Annotated in this window: 21 protein-coding genes; 12 read left to right on the top strand and 9 right to left on the bottom strand. The window is 71.3% G+C overall.

Annotated features, from left to right (window positions below):
* Window positions 1-3 precede the first annotated feature (3 nt).
* The 7 genes from ABEA82_RS14580 (at window position 4) to ABEA82_RS14550 (ending at window position 6,742) form a co-directional block, all read left to right on the top strand.
* On the top strand, window positions 4-945 hold the full coding sequence (locus ABEA82_RS14580) for an ABC transporter substrate-binding protein (RefSeq protein ID WP_345661875.1): 942 nt from the start codon (window positions 4-6) through the stop codon (window positions 943-945).
* Between the two features lie 3 nt (window positions 946-948).
* Complete coding sequence (locus ABEA82_RS14575; RefSeq protein WP_345661874.1) at window positions 949-1,881, top strand: amino acid ABC transporter permease; 933 nt, start codon at window positions 949-951, stop codon at window positions 1,879-1,881.
* Window positions 1,878-2,642, top strand: a complete 765-nt coding sequence (locus ABEA82_RS14570; protein WP_345661873.1) for an amino acid ABC transporter ATP-binding protein — start codon at window positions 1,878-1,880, stop codon at window positions 2,640-2,642. Before ABEA82_RS14575 ends, ABEA82_RS14570 begins: the two co-directional genes overlap by 4 nt.
* 35 nt (window positions 2,643-2,677) lie before the next feature.
* Window positions 2,678-3,661 carry an ABC transporter substrate-binding protein gene (locus ABEA82_RS14565; protein ID WP_345661872.1) on the top strand — a complete coding sequence of 328 codons (984 nt, stop codon included), beginning with the start codon at window positions 2,678-2,680 and terminating at the stop codon, window positions 3,659-3,661.
* A 50-nt stretch (window positions 3,662-3,711) separates the two neighbouring features.
* Window positions 3,712-4,839: an MsnO8 family LLM class oxidoreductase gene (locus ABEA82_RS14560; RefSeq protein ID WP_345661871.1), complete on the top strand. Its 1,128-nt coding sequence runs from the start codon at window positions 3,712-3,714 to the stop codon at window positions 4,837-4,839.
* Between the two features lie 151 nt (window positions 4,840-4,990).
* Window positions 4,991-6,091 (top strand): winged helix DNA-binding domain-containing protein, encoded by a 1,101-nt coding sequence (locus tag ABEA82_RS14555; protein WP_345661870.1) that lies wholly within the window; start codon window positions 4,991-4,993, stop codon window positions 6,089-6,091.
* A gap of 69 nt (window positions 6,092-6,160) precedes the next feature.
* On the top strand, window positions 6,161-6,742 hold the full coding sequence (locus ABEA82_RS14550; RefSeq protein ID WP_345661869.1) for an Rv1733c family protein: 582 nt from the start codon (window positions 6,161-6,163) through the stop codon (window positions 6,740-6,742).
* A 235-nt stretch (window positions 6,743-6,977) separates the two neighbouring features.
* On the opposite strand, the gene ABEA82_RS14545 is transcribed toward ABEA82_RS14550, so the two are convergent.
* The 8 genes from ABEA82_RS14545 to ABEA82_RS14510 form a co-directional block, all read right to left on the bottom strand.
* Entirely contained in the window at window positions 6,978-7,436 is a 459-nt protein-coding gene (locus tag ABEA82_RS14545) for a hypothetical protein (RefSeq protein ID WP_345661868.1), read from the bottom strand.
* Window positions 7,437-7,598: 162 nt separating this feature from the next.
* Window positions 7,599-9,266: a purine-cytosine permease family protein gene (locus tag ABEA82_RS14540; RefSeq protein WP_345661867.1), complete on the bottom strand. Its 1,668-nt coding sequence runs from the start codon at window positions 9,264-9,266 to the stop codon at window positions 7,599-7,601.
* A gap of 145 nt (window positions 9,267-9,411) precedes the next feature.
* On the bottom strand, window positions 9,412-10,674 hold the full coding sequence (locus ABEA82_RS14535) for a glycosyltransferase family 39 protein (protein WP_345661866.1): 1,263 nt from the start codon (window positions 10,672-10,674) through the stop codon (window positions 9,412-9,414).
* Window positions 10,671-11,957: a bifunctional glycosyltransferase family 2/GtrA family protein gene (locus tag ABEA82_RS14530; RefSeq protein ID WP_345661865.1), complete on the bottom strand. Its 1,287-nt coding sequence runs from the start codon at window positions 11,955-11,957 to the stop codon at window positions 10,671-10,673. The genes ABEA82_RS14535 and ABEA82_RS14530 overlap by 4 nt, the downstream gene beginning before the upstream one ends.
* 135 nt (window positions 11,958-12,092) lie before the next feature.
* Window positions 12,093-12,617 carry a RodZ family helix-turn-helix domain-containing protein gene (locus ABEA82_RS14525; RefSeq protein WP_345661864.1) on the bottom strand — a complete coding sequence of 175 codons (525 nt, stop codon included), beginning with the start codon at window positions 12,615-12,617 and terminating at the stop codon, window positions 12,093-12,095.
* An 11-nt stretch (window positions 12,618-12,628) separates the two neighbouring features.
* Window positions 12,629-13,135, bottom strand: coding sequence for a SigE family RNA polymerase sigma factor (locus tag ABEA82_RS14520; protein WP_039931792.1), 507 nt, complete (start codon window positions 13,133-13,135; stop codon window positions 12,629-12,631).
* Between the two features lie 216 nt (window positions 13,136-13,351).
* Window positions 13,352-13,702, bottom strand: coding sequence for a DUF8129 domain-containing protein (locus tag ABEA82_RS14515; protein ID WP_345661863.1), 351 nt, complete (start codon window positions 13,700-13,702; stop codon window positions 13,352-13,354).
* 84 nt (window positions 13,703-13,786) lie between these two features.
* Entirely contained in the window at window positions 13,787-14,143 is a 357-nt protein-coding gene (locus ABEA82_RS14510) for a DUF6479 family protein (protein WP_345661862.1), read from the bottom strand.
* A gap of 119 nt (window positions 14,144-14,262) precedes the next feature.
* Here ABEA82_RS14510 and ABEA82_RS14505 point away from each other — a divergent pair, with 119 nt between their 5' ends.
* Together ABEA82_RS14505 and ABEA82_RS14500 are read left to right on the top strand one after the other, a co-directional pair.
* A complete protein-coding gene (locus ABEA82_RS14505) occupies window positions 14,263-14,637 on the top strand; it encodes a four-helix bundle copper-binding protein (protein ID WP_030251107.1) in 375 nt (124 codons plus the stop codon).
* Between the two features lie 115 nt (window positions 14,638-14,752).
* Window positions 14,753-15,931, top strand: coding sequence for an acyl-CoA dehydrogenase family protein (locus ABEA82_RS14500; RefSeq protein ID WP_345661861.1), 1,179 nt, complete (start codon window positions 14,753-14,755; stop codon window positions 15,929-15,931).
* 60 nt (window positions 15,932-15,991) lie between these two features.
* Here ABEA82_RS14500 and ABEA82_RS14495 read toward each other — a convergent pair whose 3' ends face one another.
* Window positions 15,992-17,773 carry a PucR family transcriptional regulator gene (locus ABEA82_RS14495; protein ID WP_345661860.1) on the bottom strand — a complete coding sequence of 594 codons (1,782 nt, stop codon included), beginning with the start codon at window positions 17,771-17,773 and terminating at the stop codon, window positions 15,992-15,994.
* A gap of 218 nt (window positions 17,774-17,991) precedes the next feature.
* On the opposite strand from ABEA82_RS14495, the gene ABEA82_RS14490 reads away from it, so the two are divergent.
* The 3 genes from ABEA82_RS14490 to ABEA82_RS14480 are packed head-to-tail and all read left to right on the top strand — an operon-like array spanning window position 17,992 to window position 21,070.
* Window positions 17,992-18,480, top strand: a complete 489-nt coding sequence (locus tag ABEA82_RS14490; RefSeq protein ID WP_345661859.1) for a general stress protein — start codon at window positions 17,992-17,994, stop codon at window positions 18,478-18,480.
* Window positions 18,481-18,532: 52 nt separating this feature from the next.
* The gene (dnaK, locus tag ABEA82_RS14485; protein WP_345661858.1) at window positions 18,533-20,443 is read left to right on the top strand and encodes a molecular chaperone DnaK; all 1,911 of its coding nucleotides are present in this window, start codon (window positions 18,533-18,535) and stop codon (window positions 20,441-20,443) included.
* A 9-nt stretch (window positions 20,444-20,452) separates the two neighbouring features.
* A complete protein-coding gene (locus tag ABEA82_RS14480) occupies window positions 20,453-21,070 on the top strand; it encodes a nucleotide exchange factor GrpE (protein ID WP_345661857.1) in 618 nt (205 codons plus the stop codon).
* The last annotated feature ends 3 nt before the right edge of the window (window positions 21,071-21,073 follow it).

Raw genomic sequence — 21,073 nt, 5'->3', positions numbered from 1 at the left:
CGCATGATCAGAACCCGCCTGCGCAGCGCCGCCGCCCTCGCGTTGCTGCCCGCCCTCGCGCTCACCGCCTGCGGCTCCGGCGGCACCGCCGGCAGCACCACCGCGGCCGCGCAGTCGCCCGCGCCCACCGACGACCCGGTCGCCGCCGTCCGCAAGGTGGACTCCGCCGCCGCCCTGCTGCCCGCCGACGTCCGCCGGTCGGGCAAGCTCCGGATCGGCAGCTCCGTCGGCTTCCCGCCCGGGGCCTACTACCCGAACGGACCCGGCAAGGCACCCGCCGGCCAGGACATCGACATCGCCGACGCGGTGGCCAAGGTCCTCGGCGTGAAGGCGGTGCGCCAGGACGCCTCCTTCGAAACGATCCTGCCCGCCCTCGGCAGCGGCAAGTACGACGTCGGCACCGGCAATTTCGGCGTCACCACGCAGCGCCTGAAGACCGTCGACTTCGTCACCTACATCAACGACGGCCAGGGCTTCGCCGTGAAGAAGGGCGGCACCGCCCTCAAGAAGAAGGTCACCGACCTCACCCAGCTGTGCGGCCTGACCATCGGAACCGGCGCCGGCACCACCTTCGAGACCACCCTCGCCGAGCAGCGGGGCGTGTGCGCGAAGGCCGGCAAGAAGCCGTACGAGGTGAAGGTCTACTCGGAGAACGCCGCGACGCTCACCGCGCTCCAGCAGGGCCGCATCGACGTGATCATGTCGACCATCAACGGCCTGCGTTACCAGGCGGCCCAGCCCGCGGCCGGGACCGCGTTCCTCGGCGAGTACCACCGCCTCGACGTCGGCTTCGCCTTCCGGAAGGGCTCCCCGCTCACCAAGGCCTTCCAGGCCGCCGTCAACGAGCTGATCGAGGACGGCACATACGCCCGGATCCTCAAGAAGTGGGGCACCTCCGCCTCCGCGATCGACACCTCGCGGATCAACCCGCCAGAGCACAGGTGACCCATGAGCAGTGACACCATCACCGAACCGGCCCCCCGAGCGGTCGAGGACCCGGCCGCGCTGAAGATCGTGCCCACCCGCCACTACGCCCGGTGGGCCGCCGGGGCCGCCGTGGTCGTACTGGTCGCCCAGTTCGTCCACGGCCTGGCCACCAACCCCGTCTGGGAGTGGAACGTCTTCCGCGACTACGTCTTCTCCGAGACGATCGTCCAGGCGGTGTGGGTGACCCTCCAGCTCACCGCCTACGCCACCGTCCTCGGCTTCCTCCTCGGCACCGTCATCGCCTTCATGCGGCTCTCGCGCAGCCCGGTGCTCTCCACCGTCGCCTGGACCTACATCTGGATCTTCCGGTCCATCCCGATGATCGTCCAGCTGGTGTTCTGGTTCAATCTCAGCGCCCTGTACGAGGAGTTGGGCCTCGGCATCCCCTTCGGCCCGGTGTTCTTGTCCGTCGACAGCAACACCCTGATCGGCACCATCGGCGCCGCTGTCATCGGGCTGACCCTGCACCAGGCCGCCTACGCCGCCGAGATCGTCCGCGGCGGTGTCCTCGCCGTCGACCACGGACAGCTGGAGGCCGCCGCCGCGCTGGGCATCCCCCGGCTGCGGCAGATCCGCCGGATCGTGCTGCCGCAGGCCATGCGCGCCATCCTGCCCACCGCCGGCAACGAGATCATCGGCCTGCTCAAGGGCACCTCGGTGGTCTACGTGATGTCCATCGGCGAGCTGTTCTACCAGGTGCAGGTGATCTACGGCCGCAACGGCCGGGTCATCCCGCTGCTGCTCGTCGCCACCGCCTGGTACGTCGTACTGACCTCCCTGCTGTCCATCGCCCAGTACTACGTGGAACGCCGCTACGCCCGGGGCGCCGACCGCACCCCGCCGCCCACCCCCCTCCAGCGCGCCCGGCGCTTGGTGACGAAGGAGAGCACATGAGTGCCGTCATGGTCGACGTCCACGGCGTCCACAAGAGCTTCGGCGCCCTGGAGGTGCTGCGCGGAGTCGACCTGGAGGTCCGCGCCGGCGAGGTCACCGTGATCCTCGGCCCGTCCGGCTCCGGCAAGTCCACGCTGCTGCGCACCATCAACCACCTGGAGAAGGTCAACGCCGGCTGGATCAGCATCGACGGTGAACTCGTCGGCTACCGCCGCTCCGGCGACAAGCTGCACGAGCTGAAGGAGAGGGACGTTCTGAAACAGCGGACCAACATCGGGTTCGTCTTCCAGAACTTCAACCTCTTCCCGCACCTGACCGTGCTGGAGAACCTCGTCGAGGCTCCCGTCTCCGCGCTGCGCCGACCGCGCAACGAGGCCGAGGACACCGCCCGGCGGCTGCTGGAGCGGGTCGGACTCGCGGACAAGGCCGCCGCCTACCCCCGGCAGTTGTCCGGCGGCCAGCAGCAGCGCGTCGCCATCGCCCGCGCACTCGCCCTCGAACCCAAGGTGCTGCTCTTCGACGAACCCACCTCGGCCCTCGACCCGGAACTGGTCGGTGAAGTCCTCGACGTCATCAAGGACCTGGCCCGCTCCGGCACCACCATGATCGTCGTGACCCATGAGATCGGCTTCGCCCGCGAGGTCGCCGACACCGTGGTGTTCATGGACGACGGTGTCGTCGTGGAACAGGGCCCGCCGGCGGCCGTCCTCGACGCCCCGCAGCACGAGCGCACCCGCGCCTTCCTCTCCAAGGTCCTCTGACCACCCCCCTCTTCCCCTACGCAAGGAGCACCCCCGTGGCCACCCTCGTCGCCCGCCGCACCACCGCGGCCGCCCTCGGACTCGCCGGCGCCCTCGTCCTCGCCGCCTGCGCCAACCCCACCGACGGCGGCACCACCGACGTCTCGGCCACCACCGGCGGCAAGACGAAGATCAACATCAGTCCCGACCAGAAGCGCGTCACCACCGGCAAGGTCGACTCCATAGCCGCCGAAGTACCCGCGAAGATCCGCAAGAGAGGCACGCTGGAACTGGTCGCCTCCTCCGGCTCCGCCGCACCGCTGACCTTCTACGCCACCGACAACAAGACCGTCATCGGCGTCGAGCCCGACCTCGCCCACCTGGTCGCGGACGTCCTGGGCCTCAAGCCCCACATCAACACGGTGTCCTGGGAGAACATCTTCGTCGGCCTCGACAGTGGCAAGTACGACGCCGGCCTCAGCAACATCACCGTCACCGAGGAACGCAAGGAGAAGTACGACTTCGCCACCTACCGCGAGGACAACCTGGCCTTCGAGGCGAAGAAGGGCAGCGGTCTGAAGGTCACCGGACCGAAGGACGTGGCGGGCCGGACCGTCGCCGTGGGCAGCGGCACCAACCAGGAGAAGCTGCTGATCGAGTGGTCCAGGGAGAACGAGAAGGCCGGCCGGAAGCCCGTCGACATCAAGTACTACCAGAACGACAGCGACACCTACCTCGCTCTCCAGTCCGGCCGGATCGACCTCTACCTCGGACCCAACCCGACCGCCGCCTACCACGCGGCCACCACCGGGAAGACGGAGGTCGTCGGCACCTACTCCGGCGCCGGCGCCCGCCTCCAGGGCCTCATCGCGGCCACCACCAAGAAGGACAGCCAACTGGCGAAGCCGCTCGCCGACGCACTCGACCACGTCATCGAGAACGGGACGTACGCGAAGGTCCTGAAGCGCTGGGGCCTGTCCGACGAGGCCGTGAAGAAGTCGGAGATCAACCCGCCCGGCCTGCCGAAGAGCGGCAGCTGACCCTCCGCCCGGAACCCTCCCGTCGTCCGCCTGCTGAGGAGCACCCGACCATGTCCGGCATCCCGCTCGGAGTCCTCGACCTCGTCCCGGTCCCGTCCGGCTCGACCGCCGCCGAGGCCCTGCACCGCACCATCGACCTCGCGCGCCGCACCGAGCGGTTCGGCTACAGCCGCTTCTGGTTCGCCGAGCACCACCTCAACCCGGGCGTGGCCGGTACCTCGCCCGCCGTCCTCCTGGCCCTGACCGCCTCCGCGACCTCCACGATCAGGATCGGATCCGGAGCCGTACAACTCGGCCACCGCACGGCCCTGTCCACCGTCGAGGAGTTCGGACTGATCGACGCCCTGCACCCCGGGCGACTCGACCTGGGCCTCGGCCGCTCCGGCGGCCGCCCGCCCGGACAGACGGCGCAGCCCCGCCCCACCACGACCCCGGTCGTCGACGGGCACACACCCAACGGTCTGAAGATCCCGCCCCGGTTCTCCTTCGACCACCTGCGGGGCTCACCCCGACTGAAACTTCAGCGGGAGCTGTTGCAGCAACCCGGCGCCACCCACCAGGACTACGGCGAGCAGGTCGGCGACATCCTCGCGCTGCTGCGCGGCGACTACCGCTCGGCGGACGGGCTGGAGGCGCACGCCGTCCCCGGCGAGGGCGCCGACGTGCAGGTGTGGATCCTCGGCAGCAGCGGCGGGGAGAGCGCCGACGTCGCCGGCCGCAACGGCCTCCCCTTCGCCGCCAACTACCACGTCAGCCCGGCCACCGTGCTGGAGGCGGCCGAGGGCTACCGGGCCGCGTTCCAGCCCTCCGACTACCTCGACAAGCCCCATGTCAGCGTCTCCGCCGACGTCGTCGTCGCCGAGGACGACGAGACCGCCCGCGAACTGGCCACCGGCTACGCCCCGTGGGTCCGCAGCATCCGCACCGCCGAGGGCGCGATCCCCTTCCCGACCCCCGAGGAGGCCCGCGCCCACACCTGGACCGAGGAGGACCGGGCCCTGGTCGCGGACCGTGTCGACACCCAGTTCGTGGGCTCGCCGGGGCGCGTCGCGGACCAGCTCGAACAGCTGCGGGAGGCCACCGGCGCCGACGAGCTGCTCATCACGACCATCACCCACGACCACGACGACCGGGTGCGCTCGTATCAGCTCCTCGCGGAGGAATGGCAACGCCGGTGAGAGGTGCGCGGTCTCACCGGCCGGCGGCTCACGCGTGGTGACGCGGGTTGCGGTCACGAGCTGACCGCAACCCCTGCGACGGTGATCGGGCAAGCCGCCCGGACCTCTCGAACCACGGGTCGGCACACGACTCGAAGGCCGAGGTGCCGCGATGACCGTTCTCGATGCCCGGGCGCTCAACCGTGCCGCTCTCGCACGGCAGTTGCTCCTCGACCGTGCCGGCCTGCCGGTGCTGGACGCGGTCGGGCACCTGTGCGGTCTCCAGGCGCAGGAACCGCAGGAACCGTTCGTGGGCCTCTGGTCGAGGCTGCGGGCGTTCGAGCCGGCCGGACTGTCGGACCTGCTGACCGGGCGGAGCGTGGTGCGGACCCACCTCATGCGCCGCACCGTCCACCTCGTCACCGCCGCGGACGCCCTGGCCTGGCGGGCGCGTCACGAGGGCATGCTGCGTCAGCGGGTGCTCGGGACCTACCGGCGCGAGCTCACGGAAGTGGACCTCGGCGAACTCGCCGCGGCGGGACGGGAGATCATGGCCGACGGGGAGCCCCGCTCGATGGGCGAACTCGCTCGCGCCGTCGTCGGCCGCTGGCCGGCCGCGGGGCCACGGCCCCTGGGTGAGATGCTGGTCGCCGCTCTGCTCCCGACGGCACAGCTGCCACCACGTGGGCTGTGGCGCACGACGGCGGGGGCGCGCTACGCGCTGATCCCGTCCTGGCTGGGGCGGGAGATCGACCCGCCGGAACCGGACGGCTTCGACCTCGTGGGGCAGGCGCTGCTGCGGCGCTACCTGGCGGCGTTCGGACCCGCCGCCTCGGCCGACCTGCGCGCCTGGTGCGGGCTGGCCGGACTGCCCGCCGCGGTCGCCGCGCTGCGCGAGGAACTGGCCGCCTTCCGGGACGAACGGGGCCGGGAACTCCTGGACCTCCCCGACGCTCCGCGCCCCGACCCCGACAGCCCCGCCCCGGTGCGCTTCCTCCCCGCCTTCGACAACGCCGTCCTCGGCTACCACGACCGGAGCCGGATCATCGACGACGCCCATCGCGGGCTGTCGGTCCAGGGCGCCCGCGTCGTCCTGGTCGACGGGCGTGTCGCCGCGACCTGGACCCTCCAGGCGGACACCGTCCTGGTCACCCCGCTGCGCCGGCTCTCCCGGACCGACCGGGCGGATGTCGCCGAGGAGGGGTGGGCGCTGGCGTCCTTCCTGACCGGCGGCGAGAGCGACCGGGTACGGATCGCCCCGCTCCCCGGCTGACAGGCCCGCCGGGGGTGCCGGGCGCACACTGGAAGAGGACCGCCGGTGCTCACGAGGGGGTGTCGGCCGATGAGAACCTCAGAGCGTGTGACCGTGCGCGGCTGGCGGTGGCGGCGCAACGCGCTCAGACGACGTGTGGACGTCGTCGAGGCGTGGGTCGTGCTCGCCGGCTGGCTGCTGGCCCTGGTGGGGGGAGCGCTCGCGGGGCTGCTGGCGGCGGGTGCGGTCGAGACGGCCGTCGAACGGCAGCGGGCGGAGCGCCGTCAGGTCTCGGCGGTCGTCGTCGAGGACGCGCCCGGCCCGTCCCCCGCCCGCGCGGCGAGCGACTACCGGGTGTGGGGCAAGGTGCGATGGACCGCGCCGGACGGCTCGACGCACAGAGAGCAGGCGCGGGTGCCGCCCCGGGCTCCCGCCGGGAGCACGACCCCCGTGTGGGTGAACAGGAGCGGTGACATCACCGCTCCACCGGTGAGCGAAGTCGAGGCGTGGCTGCACACGGCCGTGGGTGGCGGGCTCGCCGGGGTCTTCGCGGGCGGTGTGGTGCTGGGGGCCGTCTGGCTGACCCGGCTGTCCCTGGACCGGCGACGGATGGCGCAGTGGGACGCGGAGTGGGAGCGGCTCGACACGCGGCGGGGCTGGAAGACGGGGTGAACCGGACGACGTGCTGAGGGCCCGCGGGCTGCCGCCGCCCACCGAGGCGAACCCACCCCGCGAAAGCCCCCCGGGCGAACGCCCGCACCGTCCCTGTCACACGACCAGGTTCGGCCGTCCGTGTCCCGGCCCTCGACAGCCTCGTGGGCGCCGGACGGAACGGACGCCGCCTCTTCGGGGGCGGCGGTGTTCCTCCGGCGCAGTCGGCCGGTCAGGCGCGCGGCCAGTGGCTCGGTCACCTGGACGGCTGCTGGAACGGCGTTCCGGACGGGAGGGGAGTGGCCGCGGGCGTCCTCGCGGTCGCCCCTTCCACCTGCCGTACGGTGCCTGTGCCCGGCCTGTCGCCGGCGCCCGCCCCGGTGGACAGCTGGGACCAGGCGCCCAGGGCCAGGGCGACGGCCGCCGCGGTGGCGACGACCCGTCCCACGCGCCGGGCCCTGGCACGCCGGTCCAGATCCCGCCAGGACACCCGGACCCACGACTCCTCCGGCTGCCACAGGTCACCGACGGCGTGTGACGGCTGGGGCCTCTGTCCCGCCGCCCGCTCCCGCGCGGAGGGTTCCTTCGGGGCGGAGGCGCTTATGGCGGACTCGCTGTCCGTGAGGAACTTCAGCCACACCTCGTCCGGGACCGGGGAAGCGCCGTCCGGCTCGTCGGGCGTCTCCCGTCCGCTGCCCGTTCCTTCGGTGGTCACGTCCCGCCATCCCCTCTCCGACCGTCGGCCTGATCATCACGCACCGCAAGATCAGTATGCCGCCCGGCGGCCGGAGTTACGCCTCGTCCGGTCCGGCGCAGCGCGTCCGAGACCGACTTGGAACGTGCCGTACGGCGCCCCGGTGCGCTCCCGCCCGAGGAGTCAGGCGGTCGCGGGCAGGACGTGGTCGCCGACCTTGTCGGTGCTGAGGCAGAGCGAGCAGACGACCGCGTCGTGCGTCGGGCAGGCGGCCACGTCAGGCCGCTCGAACCGCTGCCGGCACACATGGCACTCGTAGGTCACGGCACTGGGGTTGCCGTCCTCGTCGAGCGTCGGCTCGGCGATGCCGTCGTCGGTGCGGCGCAGGTAGTACCTGCCCTTGGTGACCACCGCCATCAGCGGAGTGAGCACGAACGCGATCACGGCGGCCGCGACGGGGGAGTACGGCTGGAGCGTGTCGCCCAGTGCGTGGAAGTACAGGGCGATGGACAGCCCGGAGGCGGCGACGAAGGCGACGACCCCGACCGGGTTCACCGCGTAGAGCATGCCGCGGCGGAACTCGGGGGCGTGCGGGGACAGTTTCAGCACGTACTTGTTGATACCGATGTCGGTGGCGACGGTGACCACCCAGGCGATCGCGCAGTTCGAGTAGAAGCCCAGGATGCTGTTGAGGAAGCTGAACATGTCGGCCTCCATCAGGGCCAGCGCGAAGCCCAGGTTGACCAGGACGAAGACCATCCGGCCCGGGTAGCGCCGCGTGACCCGGGTGAAGGAGTTGGTCCAGGCGAGCGAGCCGGAGTACGCGTTCGTCACGTTGATCTTGATCTGGCTGATGACGACCAGGGCCACGGCCAGCGGGAGGACGATCCAGGACGGCATCATCGCGTCGAAGGCGTGCTTGAACTGCTGGATCGGCTCGGGCGCGGCCGTGGGACCCACCTCGGCGATGATGTACACCGCGAGGAACACGCCGATGGCCTGCTTCAGCGCGCCCAGTACCACCCAGCCCGGGCCGGCCATCACCACGGCCGCCCACCAACTCCGCTTGTTCGCCTCGGTCTTGGGCGGCATGAAGCGCAGGTAGTCGATCTGCTCGCCGATCTGCGCGATCAGCGACAGGCACACGCCGGCGCCCAGCAGCACGGAGGCCGTGTTGACGCCGCCGTCCCCGTCGGTCCCGGCGTAGGCGAGGAAACGGTCGACCGTGCCCGGGTCGGTGGCGACCAGGTAGACCAGCGGGCCGACCATCAGCAGCAGCCAGATCGGGGTGGTCCACACCTGGAGCTTGCTCAGCGCCGTCATGCCGTAGATGACCAGCGGGATCACCATCAGGGTGGAGACCAGGTAACCCAGCCACAGCGGCAGTCCGAGGCCCAGCTTCAGGCCCTGGGCCATGATCGACCCCTCCAGGGCGAAGAAGATGAAGGTGAAGCTGGCGAAGATGACGCTGGTGAGGACCGAGCCGAAGTAGCCGAAGCCGGAGCCGCGCGTGATGAGGTCCAGGTCGATGTTGTAGCGGGCCCCGTAGTAGGCCAGCGGGAAACCGGTCACGAAGATCACGACGGCGGCGACGGCGATGGCGAGCAGCGCGTTGCCGGTGCCGTGGGCCAGGCCGATGCCGGCGCCGATGGAGAAGTCGGCCATGTAGGCGATGCCGCCGAGGGCGGTCGTCGCCACCACCATCGGAGTCCACCGCCGGTAACTACGCGGCGCGAAGCGCAGGGTGTAGTCCTCCAGCGTCTCCTTGACGGCCTGGTCGGCACCCGGTGCCGCCGCCTCCTGCGCCCGTTCCGCCTCGGTGACCTCTGCCAGTCGTGGCTCGGTACTCATGCCACGCCTCCTTGCTGCTGCGGGTATGTGGGGGCTGACAAGGCAGGCACGGTAGGCAGCGGTCGTTACCCCTAAATACTTCCTGCGTGAAGGGAGTGTTTCGGAAGGCCTTCACCAGGCACAGGCGCCGGTTTTTTTGAGGTGTCTACGGCACTCCGAGGACGAACAGCACGTACCCCGCGTACGACCCGGAGGCCAGCGCGGCCGTGCCGAGGACCGTGGCCAGGGACGGCCACCGCAGTCGGCGCAGCGCGAGGGCGAGGGGGACGAACAGCGGGAAGAGCGGGAGCAGATAACGCGAGACGTTGCCGAAGATCTGCTGGGTGGACATCACCATGAGGTACGACAGGACCGTGTAGACGACCAGGACGACAGGCGGTCTCAGGCGTATCAGCAGCACGGTCAGCACCGGCACCGTCAGCACCACGCAGACACCGATGACGTCCTCGAAGGCCCTCGCGAAGAGATAGTCGAAGTGGCCCACCGGAAGGGACGTCAGCACCTTGAACGTGTGGGCACCCCAGTCGAACTTGTGGGCCCAGGCGCCGTCCTGGAGTTTGGAGTAGCCGTTGATGTCGCCCATGCGGTAGTTGACCCAGGCCAGATAGCCGAACAGGCCGAGCGGCGCGATCGCCACGGCCGCCAGCGGGCGGCGCACCCCGTCCTCACGCCGGCGCAGGGACAGCACGGCGGCGACGGCGAGCGCGGCCACCAGGGCGGCGGCGGTGGGCCGGCAGAGCCCGGCCGCGCAGGTCAGCAGTCCGGCGGTGAGCCAGCGGCGGGACATGACGGCGTGACAGGACCACGCGGCGAGTGCCGTGTAGAGGGACTCCGAGTAGCCCGACCACTCGGTGCCCGAGCCGGGCCACACCGCCCAGAGCCCGGCCGCGACCAGCCCCGCCCGGTGGCCGCCCAGCCGCTTCGTCACGGCGTAGACGCCGAGTGCCGCGACGAACGAGGCGAGGATCGAGACCGTCAGGCCGGCGCCGAACAAACCGAGTCCGGTGCACTCCGAGACCAGCCGCATCAGCGCCGGGTACAGCGGGAAGAACGCCGCCGAGTTGCCTTCGACGGTGATCAGGCCCGTCGCGCCCGGTACCGGTTTCAGCGCGGGGTCGTACCCGTGCGCGGCGACCTGCTGGTACCACCAGCCGTCCCAGCTCGCCAGGACGTCCCAGGCGTGCTTGCCGCCGCCGAAGCGGGGGTTGTTCTTGCGGAAGTCGCCGGTGGAGTCCAGCAGGTACATGAAGACGGCGAAGCCGGCCAGTTTCAGCACGCCGTACGTCAGCAGCACGGGCCCGTAGCGCACGGCGGCCCCGCGCAGCCGCCGGTGGAACTCCCCGGAGCTGCGGAGGGGTTCGGGGGAACGGAGACCGGACGGCGGTCGACGCAGCTCGACGGTACTCATGAGGATCCTGTCGTACGGCGATCGGAACGGTCCGGGAACACCCAGGCCCGGAAGAGGAGGAAGCGCAGCAGTGTCGCGGCCAGGTTGGCCGCCACGAGCGTCACGAGCTCGCCGCGGGGTCCGGCCCCGGGGGCGATGTGGTGCAGGGCGGCCAGCGCACCACTGGTCAGCACCAGCCCGAGCAGGAACGCGGCCAGGCCCTTGAGGTGCTGCCGCAGTGCGCCGCCGCGGCCCCGCACCCCGAAGGTGAGCCGCCGGTTCGCGGCGGTGTTGGCGAGCGCGCTGGCGAGCAGGGCGAGCGCGTTGGCGGCCTGCGCCCCTGCCGAGGGCCGGAGCGCGGTGTAGAGCAGCAGGTAGCACAGGGTGCTGGCGGCACCGACGGCGGCGAAGCGCACGATCTGCCGGGCCAGACCGGTCGGCAGCCCCCCGGTGAGGTCGCCGCCGCTGCGGCGCAGTGCGCTCAGTGGCAGCCGGCCGCGGGCCAGGGCCCGGCCGAGTCTGGCCATGCCACGCAGGTCGGCCAGGGCCGTTTCCAGGATGTGCACCCTGCTGTCGGGATCGTCCACCCAGTCCACCGGTACCTCGTGGATCCGCAGCCCGGCGCGCTCCGCGATGACCAGTAACTCGGTGTCGAAGAACCACTCGCGGTCCTCCACCAGCGGCAGCAGCCGCTCGGCGACGTCCCGCCGGACCGCCTTGAACCCGCACTGCGCGTCGGAGAAGCCCACCGCGAGCGTGGAGCGCAGAAGCCCGTTGTAGCAGCGGGAGATGATCTCCCGCTTCGGCCCCCGCACCACGCGTGAGCCACGGGCGAGCCGGGTGCCGATGGCGATGTCCGAGTGGCCCGAGATCAGCGGCGCGACGAGCGGCAGCAGCGCCGCGAGGTCGGTGGACAGGTCCACGTCCAGATACGCCAGCACCGGCGCGCGCGAGCGCGACCAGGCGGTGTGCAGCGCACGGCCCCGCCCCTTCTCGGCCAGCCGGATCCAGTCCGTTCCGGGCAGCTCCGCGGTCAGCAGTGCGGCGATGCCCGGCGTCCGGTCGGTGCTGGCGTTGTCGGCGATGGTGATCCGGAAGGGGTACGGGAAGGTCTCGTCCAGGTGCGCGTGCAGGCGCCGGACGCACGGCTCCAGGTCGTTCTCCTCGTTGTGGACCGGGACGACCACGTCGAGCACCGGTTCCGGGTGGTGTGCGGGCAGGGGCGCCCGGCGCGGCAACGCGGACGGCTCGGGGAGAGGGCGGTCGGGGCCGTCGATCAGGGCCGACCGCCGTACGGTTCTCATGGCTGCTTCACGTTCTCTCTGGCGCGGGCGCACGCGAGCGCCGGTCTGCGGGCATGCCGAAGGCGCCCTTGACGGGTGGTGCGGTGACGGGGTGCGGGGCGGGAACGCCCCTGTCGGGAAGGGCCGCTCGGGCGGCTACTCGGCGCCGGCCGACGCGGAGGGCTCCTCCGTCTCCAGGCGGGACGGCAGGGCGGTCGTGAGGGAGGGGGAGGGGGTCTGTGTGGGGAACTCCGACGTGGCCGGGGGCTCGGGGACCGTGCTGGTCGGTGTGGGGCCGGGTGACGTCCCCGTGGCACCGGTGGGTGTGTTGCCGACGGTCGCGGTCGCCGGTGCGGACGACGCCGGCTGGGTGGAACTCCCGCTCGAAGACGGGGGGTTCGTCGTGGGCTCGTCCTCGTGCAGGGGCGTCGGGCTGGTCGCGGGCGGGGGCCGGCGGTCGTGATCGGCGGGCTGGGCCCGGGTGAGCATGCTCGGCAGCAGCGCGAGCCCGACGCTCAGCCCGGCCACCGCCACGGCGGAACCGCCCGCCTTCCACAACAGCCGCGACCGCCGGCGGGTCCGGATGCCAGCGTGCAACCGCTGCCGGTGCTCGGGCTCGTAGGGAGTGTGTTGCTGGGTGTCGCGCATCAGCCGCGACAGGTCCCGCTCGAAGTCGTCCATCGCTTCTCCTTTCACCCCACGGGCCTGACGGCGTCGGACAGGATCTGACGGAGCCGGGCGACTCCGCGTGACGCGTGGGACCGTGCGGTGCCCACCGGACAGCCCAGCGCCTGGGCGACCTGGGCCTCGGGCAGGTCCTCGTAGTAGCGCAGCACCACCGCCACCCGCTGCTTGGGCGACAGCAGGGCCAACGCGGCCTCCAGCCGCCGGCGTTCCGCCACGGTGGACGACACGTCGTCCGGATCGGCCCGGTCGGGCAGCTGCTCCACCGGGCGCTCACCCCACCAGCGCCGCCGCGCCGAGCGGGCCGCCATCCGCACGAGGACCGTGCGCACATACGCCTCCGGAGCCTGCTCGGCGACCTTCGGCCAGGCGAACCACAGCTTCACCAGGGCTTCCTGCACCAGGTCCTCGGCACGCTGCCGGTCGCCCCCCGTCAGCAGACGCGCGACATGGAGCAGCGCCGACCAACGGGCGGCCACGAACTCGTCGAAGCCGTCCGCCCGAACCTGCTCCATCCTCACCGTCCCGCGTCTCAGGGCTCCCTACACCCCTGAAAAAGACGCTGGACCCCGCTCCACGCTGCACTCGGGTCCTGTGATCCAGCTCACCGTGTTCGGGTGCGGCCGGGCCGCGGCCACACATAAGGCCCCGTGCACCGCCCGGGCACACAGAAGGGCCCGTGCGGTGCACGGGCCCTTCCCTCCGGCTCTTCGGTTGTTCGGCTGTGGCGGCTACGTGCGGTCGCCCTTCGGCTTGCCCCGCTGGTCAGGTGTGCCGTGCGGCGGCGGGCTGAACGGCTGCGGCGACGTGGCGGGAGACACCGGAGAGCCTCCGTGGCCCTCGCCCGTCTCGGGACGCAGGGCGCCCGGATCGCCGGATGAGGGTTCCGCGCCCTCACGCAGCTGCTCCAGCCGGGACCCCAGCAGCTCGGTCACCGGCAGCCGGTCGGCGTGGGACCGCTCGTACGCCAGCAGCTCCTCGACCTCGTCCGCGGACAGCGAGCGCACCCGGCTCTCCAGGCCGCCGATCGGCAGATGGTCGTAGTCCGGCAGCGGCAGGGTGTTGCGGGCGGGATCGGCCATGGTTCTCACTTCCCTGTGTACGGCATGTACGGCGTGATCGCGTACGAGGCGAGGTACGGAGTGGGGTGCCGCGAGCAGCCGAGGTCAGTGGCCGCCCGGGCCGCCACCGCCGAACGAGCCGCTGCTGCCCTCGCTCCAGCGGGGACGCTCCTGGGACGCGCTCGTCCGGCTGCCGTGCCTCTTCAGTTCGTGCGGCGTCAGACGGTCCTGGCTTCTCGGCATCTCCTCGGGCTCCCGGCGCTCACTCGTCTCGCGGACCGGGCCGCCGTCGGGCAGTCGCGGCTGCTCGTCGGGCCGGGGCGTGGGCAGCTCCCTGCGTTTGCCGCGGATGCCGAGGACGAAGGCCCCCAGCAGCAGGACAACGACCACCACACCCGCCACGACCAGCCCGATACCGAGGGCGCCACGGCCCGCGGCCATCTCCATCCATGCGCTGTTCATGGCGCGCGGGTACCCCTGGTCCTCACCGTGAACCCGCTCACCTCGACCATGCGGACGGTGTCCTTGAGCTCCCGCGCTCACCGTGGTTTGACGGGCATCGACGGGGCTACCCGCGCGGTGTGACTTCGACGACATCCCAGCAGGAGCTGTTCCGGTTCCTGGAGGACCGCTTCGCATGCGCGCAGGCGTGTACAGAGTGCGCCCGGGCGTGCGCGCTGCGCGCGAGCCTCGTGGATCCCGACGGCACCGAGAACCAGGAACTCGTACGGCGTAAGGGCATCATGTGCGCGGAGGTCTGCGACGCGACCTGCCGTGTGCTGTCCGAGCAGAACCAGGTGGACGAGACCAGCATCCGCGTCCAGGTGGAGTGGTGCCGGACGGTGTGCCTGGAAGCCGCCCACGTCTTCGACCGGCAGCCGGGGGCGGAGGACTCGGCGGCGATGTGCCGTGCGTGCGCCAGGGCGTGCACGGACTTCCTCGCCACACTGAACTGACGCGCCGCGGGGACGGCCGGACGCCGGGCCCGTTCGCGCCTCGCCATTCCCAATTTCTGTAACACGTTCTACGGTGTGCGCCGACAGGACCGGCCTTGGGGAGCCTGGAGGCGCCGTGCACCTCGAATACACGCCCGAGCAGCAGCGGCTGCGCGCCGAACTGCGCGCCTACTTCGCCGAACTCGTCCCGGACCACGCCTACGCCCGGCACGGCGACCCGGCCACCCAGAAGCGGTTCTACCGCGAGACCATCCGGCGGCTCGGCACCGACGGCTGGCTCGGCGTGGGCTGGCCCGAGGAGTACGGCGGGCGCGGCCTGACGGCCATGGAGCAGTTCATCTTCTTCGACGAGGCCGCCCAGGCCGGCGTCCCGCTGCCGCTCATGGCGCTGAACACCGTCGGCCCGACGATCATGCGGTACGGCACCGACGAGCAGAAGGCGTACTTCCTGCCGAGGATCCTCTCCGGCGAGATCGACTTCGCCATCGGCTACAGCGAGCCCGGCGCCGGCACCGACCTGGCGTCCCTGCGCACCCGCGCGGTACGGGAGGGCGACGGGTACGTCGTCAACGGCCAGAAGATCTGGACGACCAACGGCGACACGGCGGACTGGGTCTGGCTGGCGGTCCGCACTGATCCCGACGCGCCCCCGCACAGGGGCATCACCATGCTGCTCGTGCCGACCTCCGACCCCGGCTACTCCTGCACCCTGATCAACACCCTCGCCTCGCACGACACCACGGCCAGCTACTACGAGAACGTGCGCGTGCCCGTCTCCCGGCGCGTCGGCGCCGAGAACGAGGGCTGGCGGCTGATCACCAACCAGCTCAACCACGAACGTGTGACCCTGGCCGCCCACGGCACCATGGCGATCCGCGCCCTGCACGACGTGCAGCGCTGGGCGACGGAGACCAAACTCGCCGACGGGCGCCGCGTCGCCGACCTGGCCTGGGTGCGCCGCCTCCTGGCCCGCACCCACGCCCGGCTGGACGCGCTCAAGCTGCTCAACTGGCAGATGGTCAGTGCCGTCCAGGACGGCACCCTCACCCCGCAGGACGCCTCGGCCGTCAAGGTGTACGGCTCCGAGGCCCGGCGCGACGCCTACGCCTGGCTCATGGAGATCGTCGCCGCGCCGGGCGCCTTGAAGGAGGGCTCGGCGGGGGCGGTTCTCCGCGGCGAACTGGAGCGCGGCTACCGTTCGGCGGTCATCTTCACCTTCGGCGGCGGCAACAACGAGATCCAGCGGGAGATCATCTCGTGGATCGGGCTGGGGATGCCGAGGGTGCGACGCTGACGGGGTGTTGTGACGAGGTACCGAAAGTCAACGTGCCGACGAACCTTGTGCGTGGGCGCCTCAACCGGGTCCGCCCAGCATGATCTTCCACACCCGGGTCGCGACCTGGAGGTTGAGGCGGTCCTCCACGTTCGTGAGGTCATGGCCGCTGATCTCGCGGATGCGCTGGAGCCGGTAGCGAAGCGTGCTGCGGTGGATCGCGAGGGATTCGGCGGTCTCGGCATAGTTGCCGCCGCAGTCGAAGTACCGGGACAGAGTCTCCACGAGGGCCGCACGGTGCAGGCCGTCGTAGTCGACGAGCTCTCCGAGCCATTCCCGAACGAACCCCTCCAACTCCTGGTAGTCGTTCCCGGGTCCCAGGATGCGGTAGAGGCCCAGATCGTCGAAGAACGTCGTGCCGTACCGGCTTCGGGACCGGCGGCGTACCTCCAGGGCACGCAGTGCTTCCTGGTAGCGGCCGGGAATACCGTCCGGGGTGTCGCAGCGGGCGCTCACCCCGATCGTCCCGTCCCGTGTGCCGGTCTCCCGGACGAGCGTCTCGTACAAGGCGTGGTCGTCTGGCCTGCCCTCGGCGACCAGGACCACGTGGTCGGAACGCCGAGTCACCAGCGACGGCATGCCCACGGCCGAAGCCGCCCGGCGCACGGTCCGCGCGAAGGCGTCGTCCGAGGCCCGGCTCCTCCAGTGGACGACGACCACGTACTGGATGCGGTGCAGGTCGTGTCCGAACGCCTCCGACCGGGCGTAGGCACTCGCCTCGTCCGTGCCCCCCAGAAGGTCGTCGACCAGTTCGCGGTGCAGTCGCAGTTCCACCTCCGCCAGCTGGCGCAGATGCGACAGTTCCAGGGCGAGTGACGTGGCGGCGTGCTCCAGAGCGAACACGGTGTACTCGTCGGCTTCGTCCAGGGAATCGACCAGGGCCAGCACTCCGAGGACCTCACCGCGTGGGCGTATCACGGCGATGAGCCGGTCCTTGATCCGCACGGGTCCGCCTCGTCGGGCGACCTCTTGGAGCATCTCCTCGTGGCGTGCGGGGTCCGGTTCCGGATAGGGGTCGGGCCGGCCGGGACCGGTCCAGGACCGCAGTCGGCCGAAGCGGTCCTCCACCAGCACCGGAAATCCGGTGAGCTCGTGCAGTGCGCCGGTGATGGCCTCCTCGCCGCCGCCCGCGGCCGCGACCTCGGCCAGCACGGCGTGCACGGCCCGCTGATGTCCCGCCTTGACCACGAGGGAGATCAGCCGCTGCTGGAGGGTTGTTCGTTCTCGTCGCAGCCGGTGCAGCTCCAGTGCGTCTTCCTGCCGGCGGCGGTGCGCGACGGCGACCGACAGGGCCGCGGCGGTGAGGCGTACCAGCACGGCGAGCAGGGAGTGCTGAGCAGGGGTGGGCCGGGAGCTGGACGTCACCACGAGGTAGCCGTGCAGTCCACCGGGACCGTTCAGGGCCAGTGCCCGGCCCCGTGACCGGCCGGGAACGGCCACGGGGCCGTCCCGCCCAGTCAGCTCTCGCACCGTCCGGTCGACGGCTGACGCATGGTCCGGCCAGCCCTGCGGACTGGGGACCAGCTGGCCGTGCACCCTGAGGTACCCGGCCTCGGCTCTGTACGGGCCGACGGCCGATACGTGGTCCATGGCCAGGCGCAGGATCTCGCCTTCGTCCAGGGTGTCGAACAGGGCGCGGGAGACCGCCAGCAGTTCGTGGGAGGCCGGGTCGGGCGCGCTGGGAAGGTCCGGGCGGAACTCTCTCCACGAGGGTGTCGGATAGCGCCCGGGACGGCTCCGTGGAGGGCTGCCCTCCTGGCCGGGGCGGCCTCGGTGCATGCTCCGTGCCCAGCGGCCGACCATGGGACCACTCCCTTTCCGGAGCCCTCGTGGAGGTGGGCGGACTTCGTGTACCCCTCTGCGAGGGGCTCACCCGAGGGCTTCGGAGTTTTCGCCTCGTGCTCGCGGGAGGACGGGGTCCGTCGTTCTTTGACCTGCCGGGCGCAGGCGCAGAGCCGCTCGATTCGCGAATCTGGGGCTTGCCGGGCGCCGCCGTGCACACCGGCAGGAAGGAATGGGCGATGACCGAGCAGCCTCGCAGGCCTGTTGCCACGTACGAGACGTACCAGGAAGCCGAACGCGCCGTCGACCACCTCTCGGACCAGGGGTTTCCCGTGGAGAGGGTGGCCATCATCGGCGAGGACGTCCGCCTCGTCGAGCAGGTCGTCGGACGTATGAACTACGGCCGGGCCGCTCTGCACGGTGCGGCGAGCGGGGCCCTGCCCGGTGCGCTGATCGGCTGGCTCTTCGGCTTGGCCGACTGGGTGGACCCGCTCGTCTCCGGACTGCTCGTCGCCCTCTACGGGCTGATTTTCGGGGCGATCGTGGGCGCGCTGTTCGGCCTGCTGCTGTACGCCCTGCAGGGCGGCCGCCGGGACTTCGCCTCGGTCCGCTCGATGCAGCCCAGCCGGTACGACGTCGTCGCGGACGAAGCGGTCGCCGATGAGGCCGTACGGCTGCTCGGCGGGCTGCAGACCGCCGGCGCCGGCGGACGTCCCGCCCATACCTGAACGATCGGATCCGCAGCTGCGGCGCATGCCGCCGCACCGGGAGGAGTTCCTCATGGCCAAGGCAGTGGGCATCGACCTGGGCACCACGAACTCGGTGATCGCCGTGTGGGAGGGCGGCGAAGCTTCCGTCGTGCCCAACAGCGAGGGCAACCGTACGACACCGTCCGTGGTGGCCTTCACCGACACCGGGGAACGGCTGGTGGGCCAGCTGGCCCGGCGCCAGGCGATCCTCAACCCCAAGGGCACCATCTACTCGGCCAAGCGGTTCATCGGCCGGCACTTCGACGAGATCTCGGACGAGGCCAAGGCGGTGGCGTACGACGTCGTCGAGGGCCCGGGCGGCGTCGCCCGCTTCAAGGTGCGCGACAAGCTCTACGCGCCCGAGGAGATCAGCGCCCAAGTGCTGCGCAAGCTCGCCGACGACGCGTCCAAGCAGCTCGGGGAACGGGTCACGGAGGCGGTCATCACCGTGCCCGCCTACTTCAACGACGCCCAGCGCACCGCCACCAAGGACGCCGGGCGGATCGCGGGGCTCGAGGTGCTGCGGATCATCAACGAGCCGACCGCGGCCGCCCTCGCGTACGGCATGGACAAGAAGGAGCACGAGACCGTCCTCGTCTTCGACCTGGGCGGTGGCACCTTCGACGTGAGCATCCTCGACGTCGGCGACGGCGTGGTGGAGGTGCGGTCCACGGCGGGCGACAGTCACCTGGGCGGTGACGACTTCGACCGGCGTCTGGTCGATTACCTCGCGGACGATTTCCAGAAGGAGAACGGCATCGACCTGCGCAAGGACCCGCAGGCCCTGCAACGCCTTTTCGAAGCGGCGGAGAAGGCCAAGACCGAGCTGAGCTCGGTGACGCAGACACAGGTCAGCCTGCCGTTCATCACCGCCGATGCCTCGGGCCCCAAGCACCTCACCGACTCGGTCATGCGGTCCACGTTCGAGCAGATCACCAGCGACCTGGTGGAGCGGTGCCTGGAACCGGTCAAGCAGGCCATGGCCGACGCCAAGGTCGGCGAGAGCGACATCGACGAGGTCATCCTCGTCGGTGGTTCCACCCGCATTCCGGCCGTCCAGGCCCTCGTGCGCCGGCTGACCGGCGGCAAGGAACCCAACATGAGCGTCAACCCCGACGAGGTCGTGGCCCTGGGTGCCGCGATCCAGGCCGGGGTGCTCAAGGGCGAGGTCAAGGACGTCCTGCTGCTCGATGTCACGCCCCTGTCCCTGGGTGTCGAGACACGCGGCGGCGTGATGACGAAGATCATCGAGCGGAACACCACCATCCCCGTGCGCCGCACCGAGACCTTCTCCACCGCCGAGGACAACCAGCCCGCCGTCGACATCGTCGTCCTCCAGGGCGAGCGCGAACGGGCCGCCGACAACCGGGTGCTCGGCCGCTTCCAGCTCACCGACATCCGCCCGGCGCCGCGCGGCGAACCGCAGATCGAGGTCACCTTCGACGTCGACGCCAACGGCATTCTCAACGTCAAGGCCCGAGACCAGGACACCGGCAAGGAACAGGGCATCACCATCACCGAGAGCTCGAACCTCGACCGAGGCGAAGTCGAACGCATGGTCCACGAGGCCGAGCGCAACCAGGGCGAGGACAAGGCCCTGCGCGAGGCCGTCGACGCCCGCAACGAGCTCGACGCCGTCGCCTACCAGGTCGAGAAGCTCCTCGCCGAGCTCGGCGACGCCGCACCCGCGCACGAGAAGTCACGCGCCGAGATGCTGGTGTCGGATGCCCGGGCGGCGGTCAAGGAGGAGGCAGGCGTGGAGCGGGTGCGGCCCCTGACCTCCGAACTCCAGCAGGTGCTGGCAGGGCTGTCGGCGCATCAGGCCGGCGCCACCACGGGCGGTCCCGACCAGGACAGCACCGGGGACGGTGCGACGGGCGGCGGCCCGCGTGGCGGTGGCGGTGACGACGACGTCATCGATGCCGAGTTCGACAAGGACTGAGGAACCACCATGCCGATCCACCCCAGGGAATCCGACCCGGCCGTGCCGGACCCGGCCGACCCGGCTCCGGAGGGCGCCGCACGCCCTCCCCGAGGTGATCTTCCGCCCTCGAGCCCGCCGGCCGGGCCGGGGTACGACACGGACGAGGCACCCGGCCCCGACGCGGCCGGCGGCCCCGCACCGTCCGAGGACCAGCACACGGCCGAGCTCAAGGAACTCGAGGACCGCTGGCGGCGCGCGCTCGCCGACCTCGACAACCTCCGCAAGCGCCACACCAGGGAACTGGAGCGGGAGCGGACGGCCGAGCGGTCCCGCACGGCCGCCGCCTTCCTGCCCGTCCTGGACAACCTCGAACTCGCCCTGACGCATGCCGGATCCGACCCCGGCGCGATCGTGGAGGGCGTCCGGGCGGTCCGCGACCAGGGGGTGAACGTCCTCGAACTGCTCGGCTACCCGCGGCACGCGGAGACCGGCGTCCCCTTCGACCCGGCCCGGCACGAGGTGGTCGGCGTCGTCCAGGCCCCCGATGCCCCACAGGGCACGGTCGTCGAGGTGCTGCGGCCGGGATACGGGGACGGCGAACGGCAGCTCAGGCCCGCCGCCGTGACTGTCGCGAAGCGGGAGTGACCG

The sequence above is a fragment of the Streptomyces venetus genome (genome assembly GCF_039540295.1).
Lineage (GTDB): Bacteria > Actinomycetota > Actinomycetes > Streptomycetales > Streptomycetaceae > Streptomyces > Streptomyces venetus.
Note: the sequence above shows the minus strand (reverse complement) of the source record. Positions and strands in the feature narration are given on the sequence as shown.

Excerpts from the sequence above, each read along its gene's own strand:
- ABEA82_RS14520 (WP_039931792.1), bottom strand. The coding sequence starts at position 13,135 with ATGGAGCAGGTTCGGGCGGACGGCTTCGACGAGTTCGTGGCCGCCCGT.
- ABEA82_RS14580 (WP_345661875.1), top strand. The coding sequence starts at position 4 with ATGATCAGAACCCGCCTGCGCAGCGCCGCCGCCCTCGCGTTGCTGCCC.
- ABEA82_RS14525 (WP_345661864.1), bottom strand. The coding sequence starts at position 12,617 with ATGGACGACTTCGAGCGGGACCTGTCGCGGCTGATGCGCGACACCCAG.
- ABEA82_RS14530 (WP_345661865.1), bottom strand. The coding sequence starts at position 11,957 with ATGAGAACCGTACGGCGGTCGGCCCTGATCGACGGCCCCGACCGCCCT.
- ABEA82_RS14510 (WP_345661862.1), bottom strand. The coding sequence starts at position 14,143 with ATGAACAGCGCATGGATGGAGATGGCCGCGGGCCGTGGCGCCCTCGGT.
- ABEA82_RS14495 (WP_345661860.1), bottom strand. The coding sequence starts at position 17,773 with ATGGTCGGCCGCTGGGCACGGAGCATGCACCGAGGCCGCCCCGGCCAG.
- ABEA82_RS14560 (WP_345661871.1), top strand. The coding sequence starts at position 3,712 with ATGTCCGGCATCCCGCTCGGAGTCCTCGACCTCGTCCCGGTCCCGTCC.
- ABEA82_RS14540 (WP_345661867.1), bottom strand. The coding sequence starts at position 9,266 with ATGAGTACCGAGCCACGACTGGCAGAGGTCACCGAGGCGGAACGGGCG.
- ABEA82_RS14480 (WP_345661857.1), top strand. The coding sequence starts at position 20,453 with ATGCCGATCCACCCCAGGGAATCCGACCCGGCCGTGCCGGACCCGGCC.
- ABEA82_RS14570 (WP_345661873.1), top strand. The coding sequence starts at position 1,878 with ATGAGTGCCGTCATGGTCGACGTCCACGGCGTCCACAAGAGCTTCGGC.
- ABEA82_RS14575 (WP_345661874.1), top strand. The coding sequence starts at position 949 with ATGAGCAGTGACACCATCACCGAACCGGCCCCCCGAGCGGTCGAGGAC.
- ABEA82_RS14515 (WP_345661863.1), bottom strand. The coding sequence starts at position 13,702 with ATGGCCGATCCCGCCCGCAACACCCTGCCGCTGCCGGACTACGACCAT.
- dnaK (WP_345661858.1), top strand. The coding sequence starts at position 18,533 with ATGGCCAAGGCAGTGGGCATCGACCTGGGCACCACGAACTCGGTGATC.
- ABEA82_RS14550 (WP_345661869.1), top strand. The coding sequence starts at position 6,161 with ATGAGAACCTCAGAGCGTGTGACCGTGCGCGGCTGGCGGTGGCGGCGC.
- ABEA82_RS14535 (WP_345661866.1), bottom strand. The coding sequence starts at position 10,674 with ATGAGTACCGTCGAGCTGCGTCGACCGCCGTCCGGTCTCCGTTCCCCC.
- ABEA82_RS14555 (WP_345661870.1), top strand. The coding sequence starts at position 4,991 with ATGACCGTTCTCGATGCCCGGGCGCTCAACCGTGCCGCTCTCGCACGG.
- ABEA82_RS14490 (WP_345661859.1), top strand. The coding sequence starts at position 17,992 with ATGACCGAGCAGCCTCGCAGGCCTGTTGCCACGTACGAGACGTACCAG.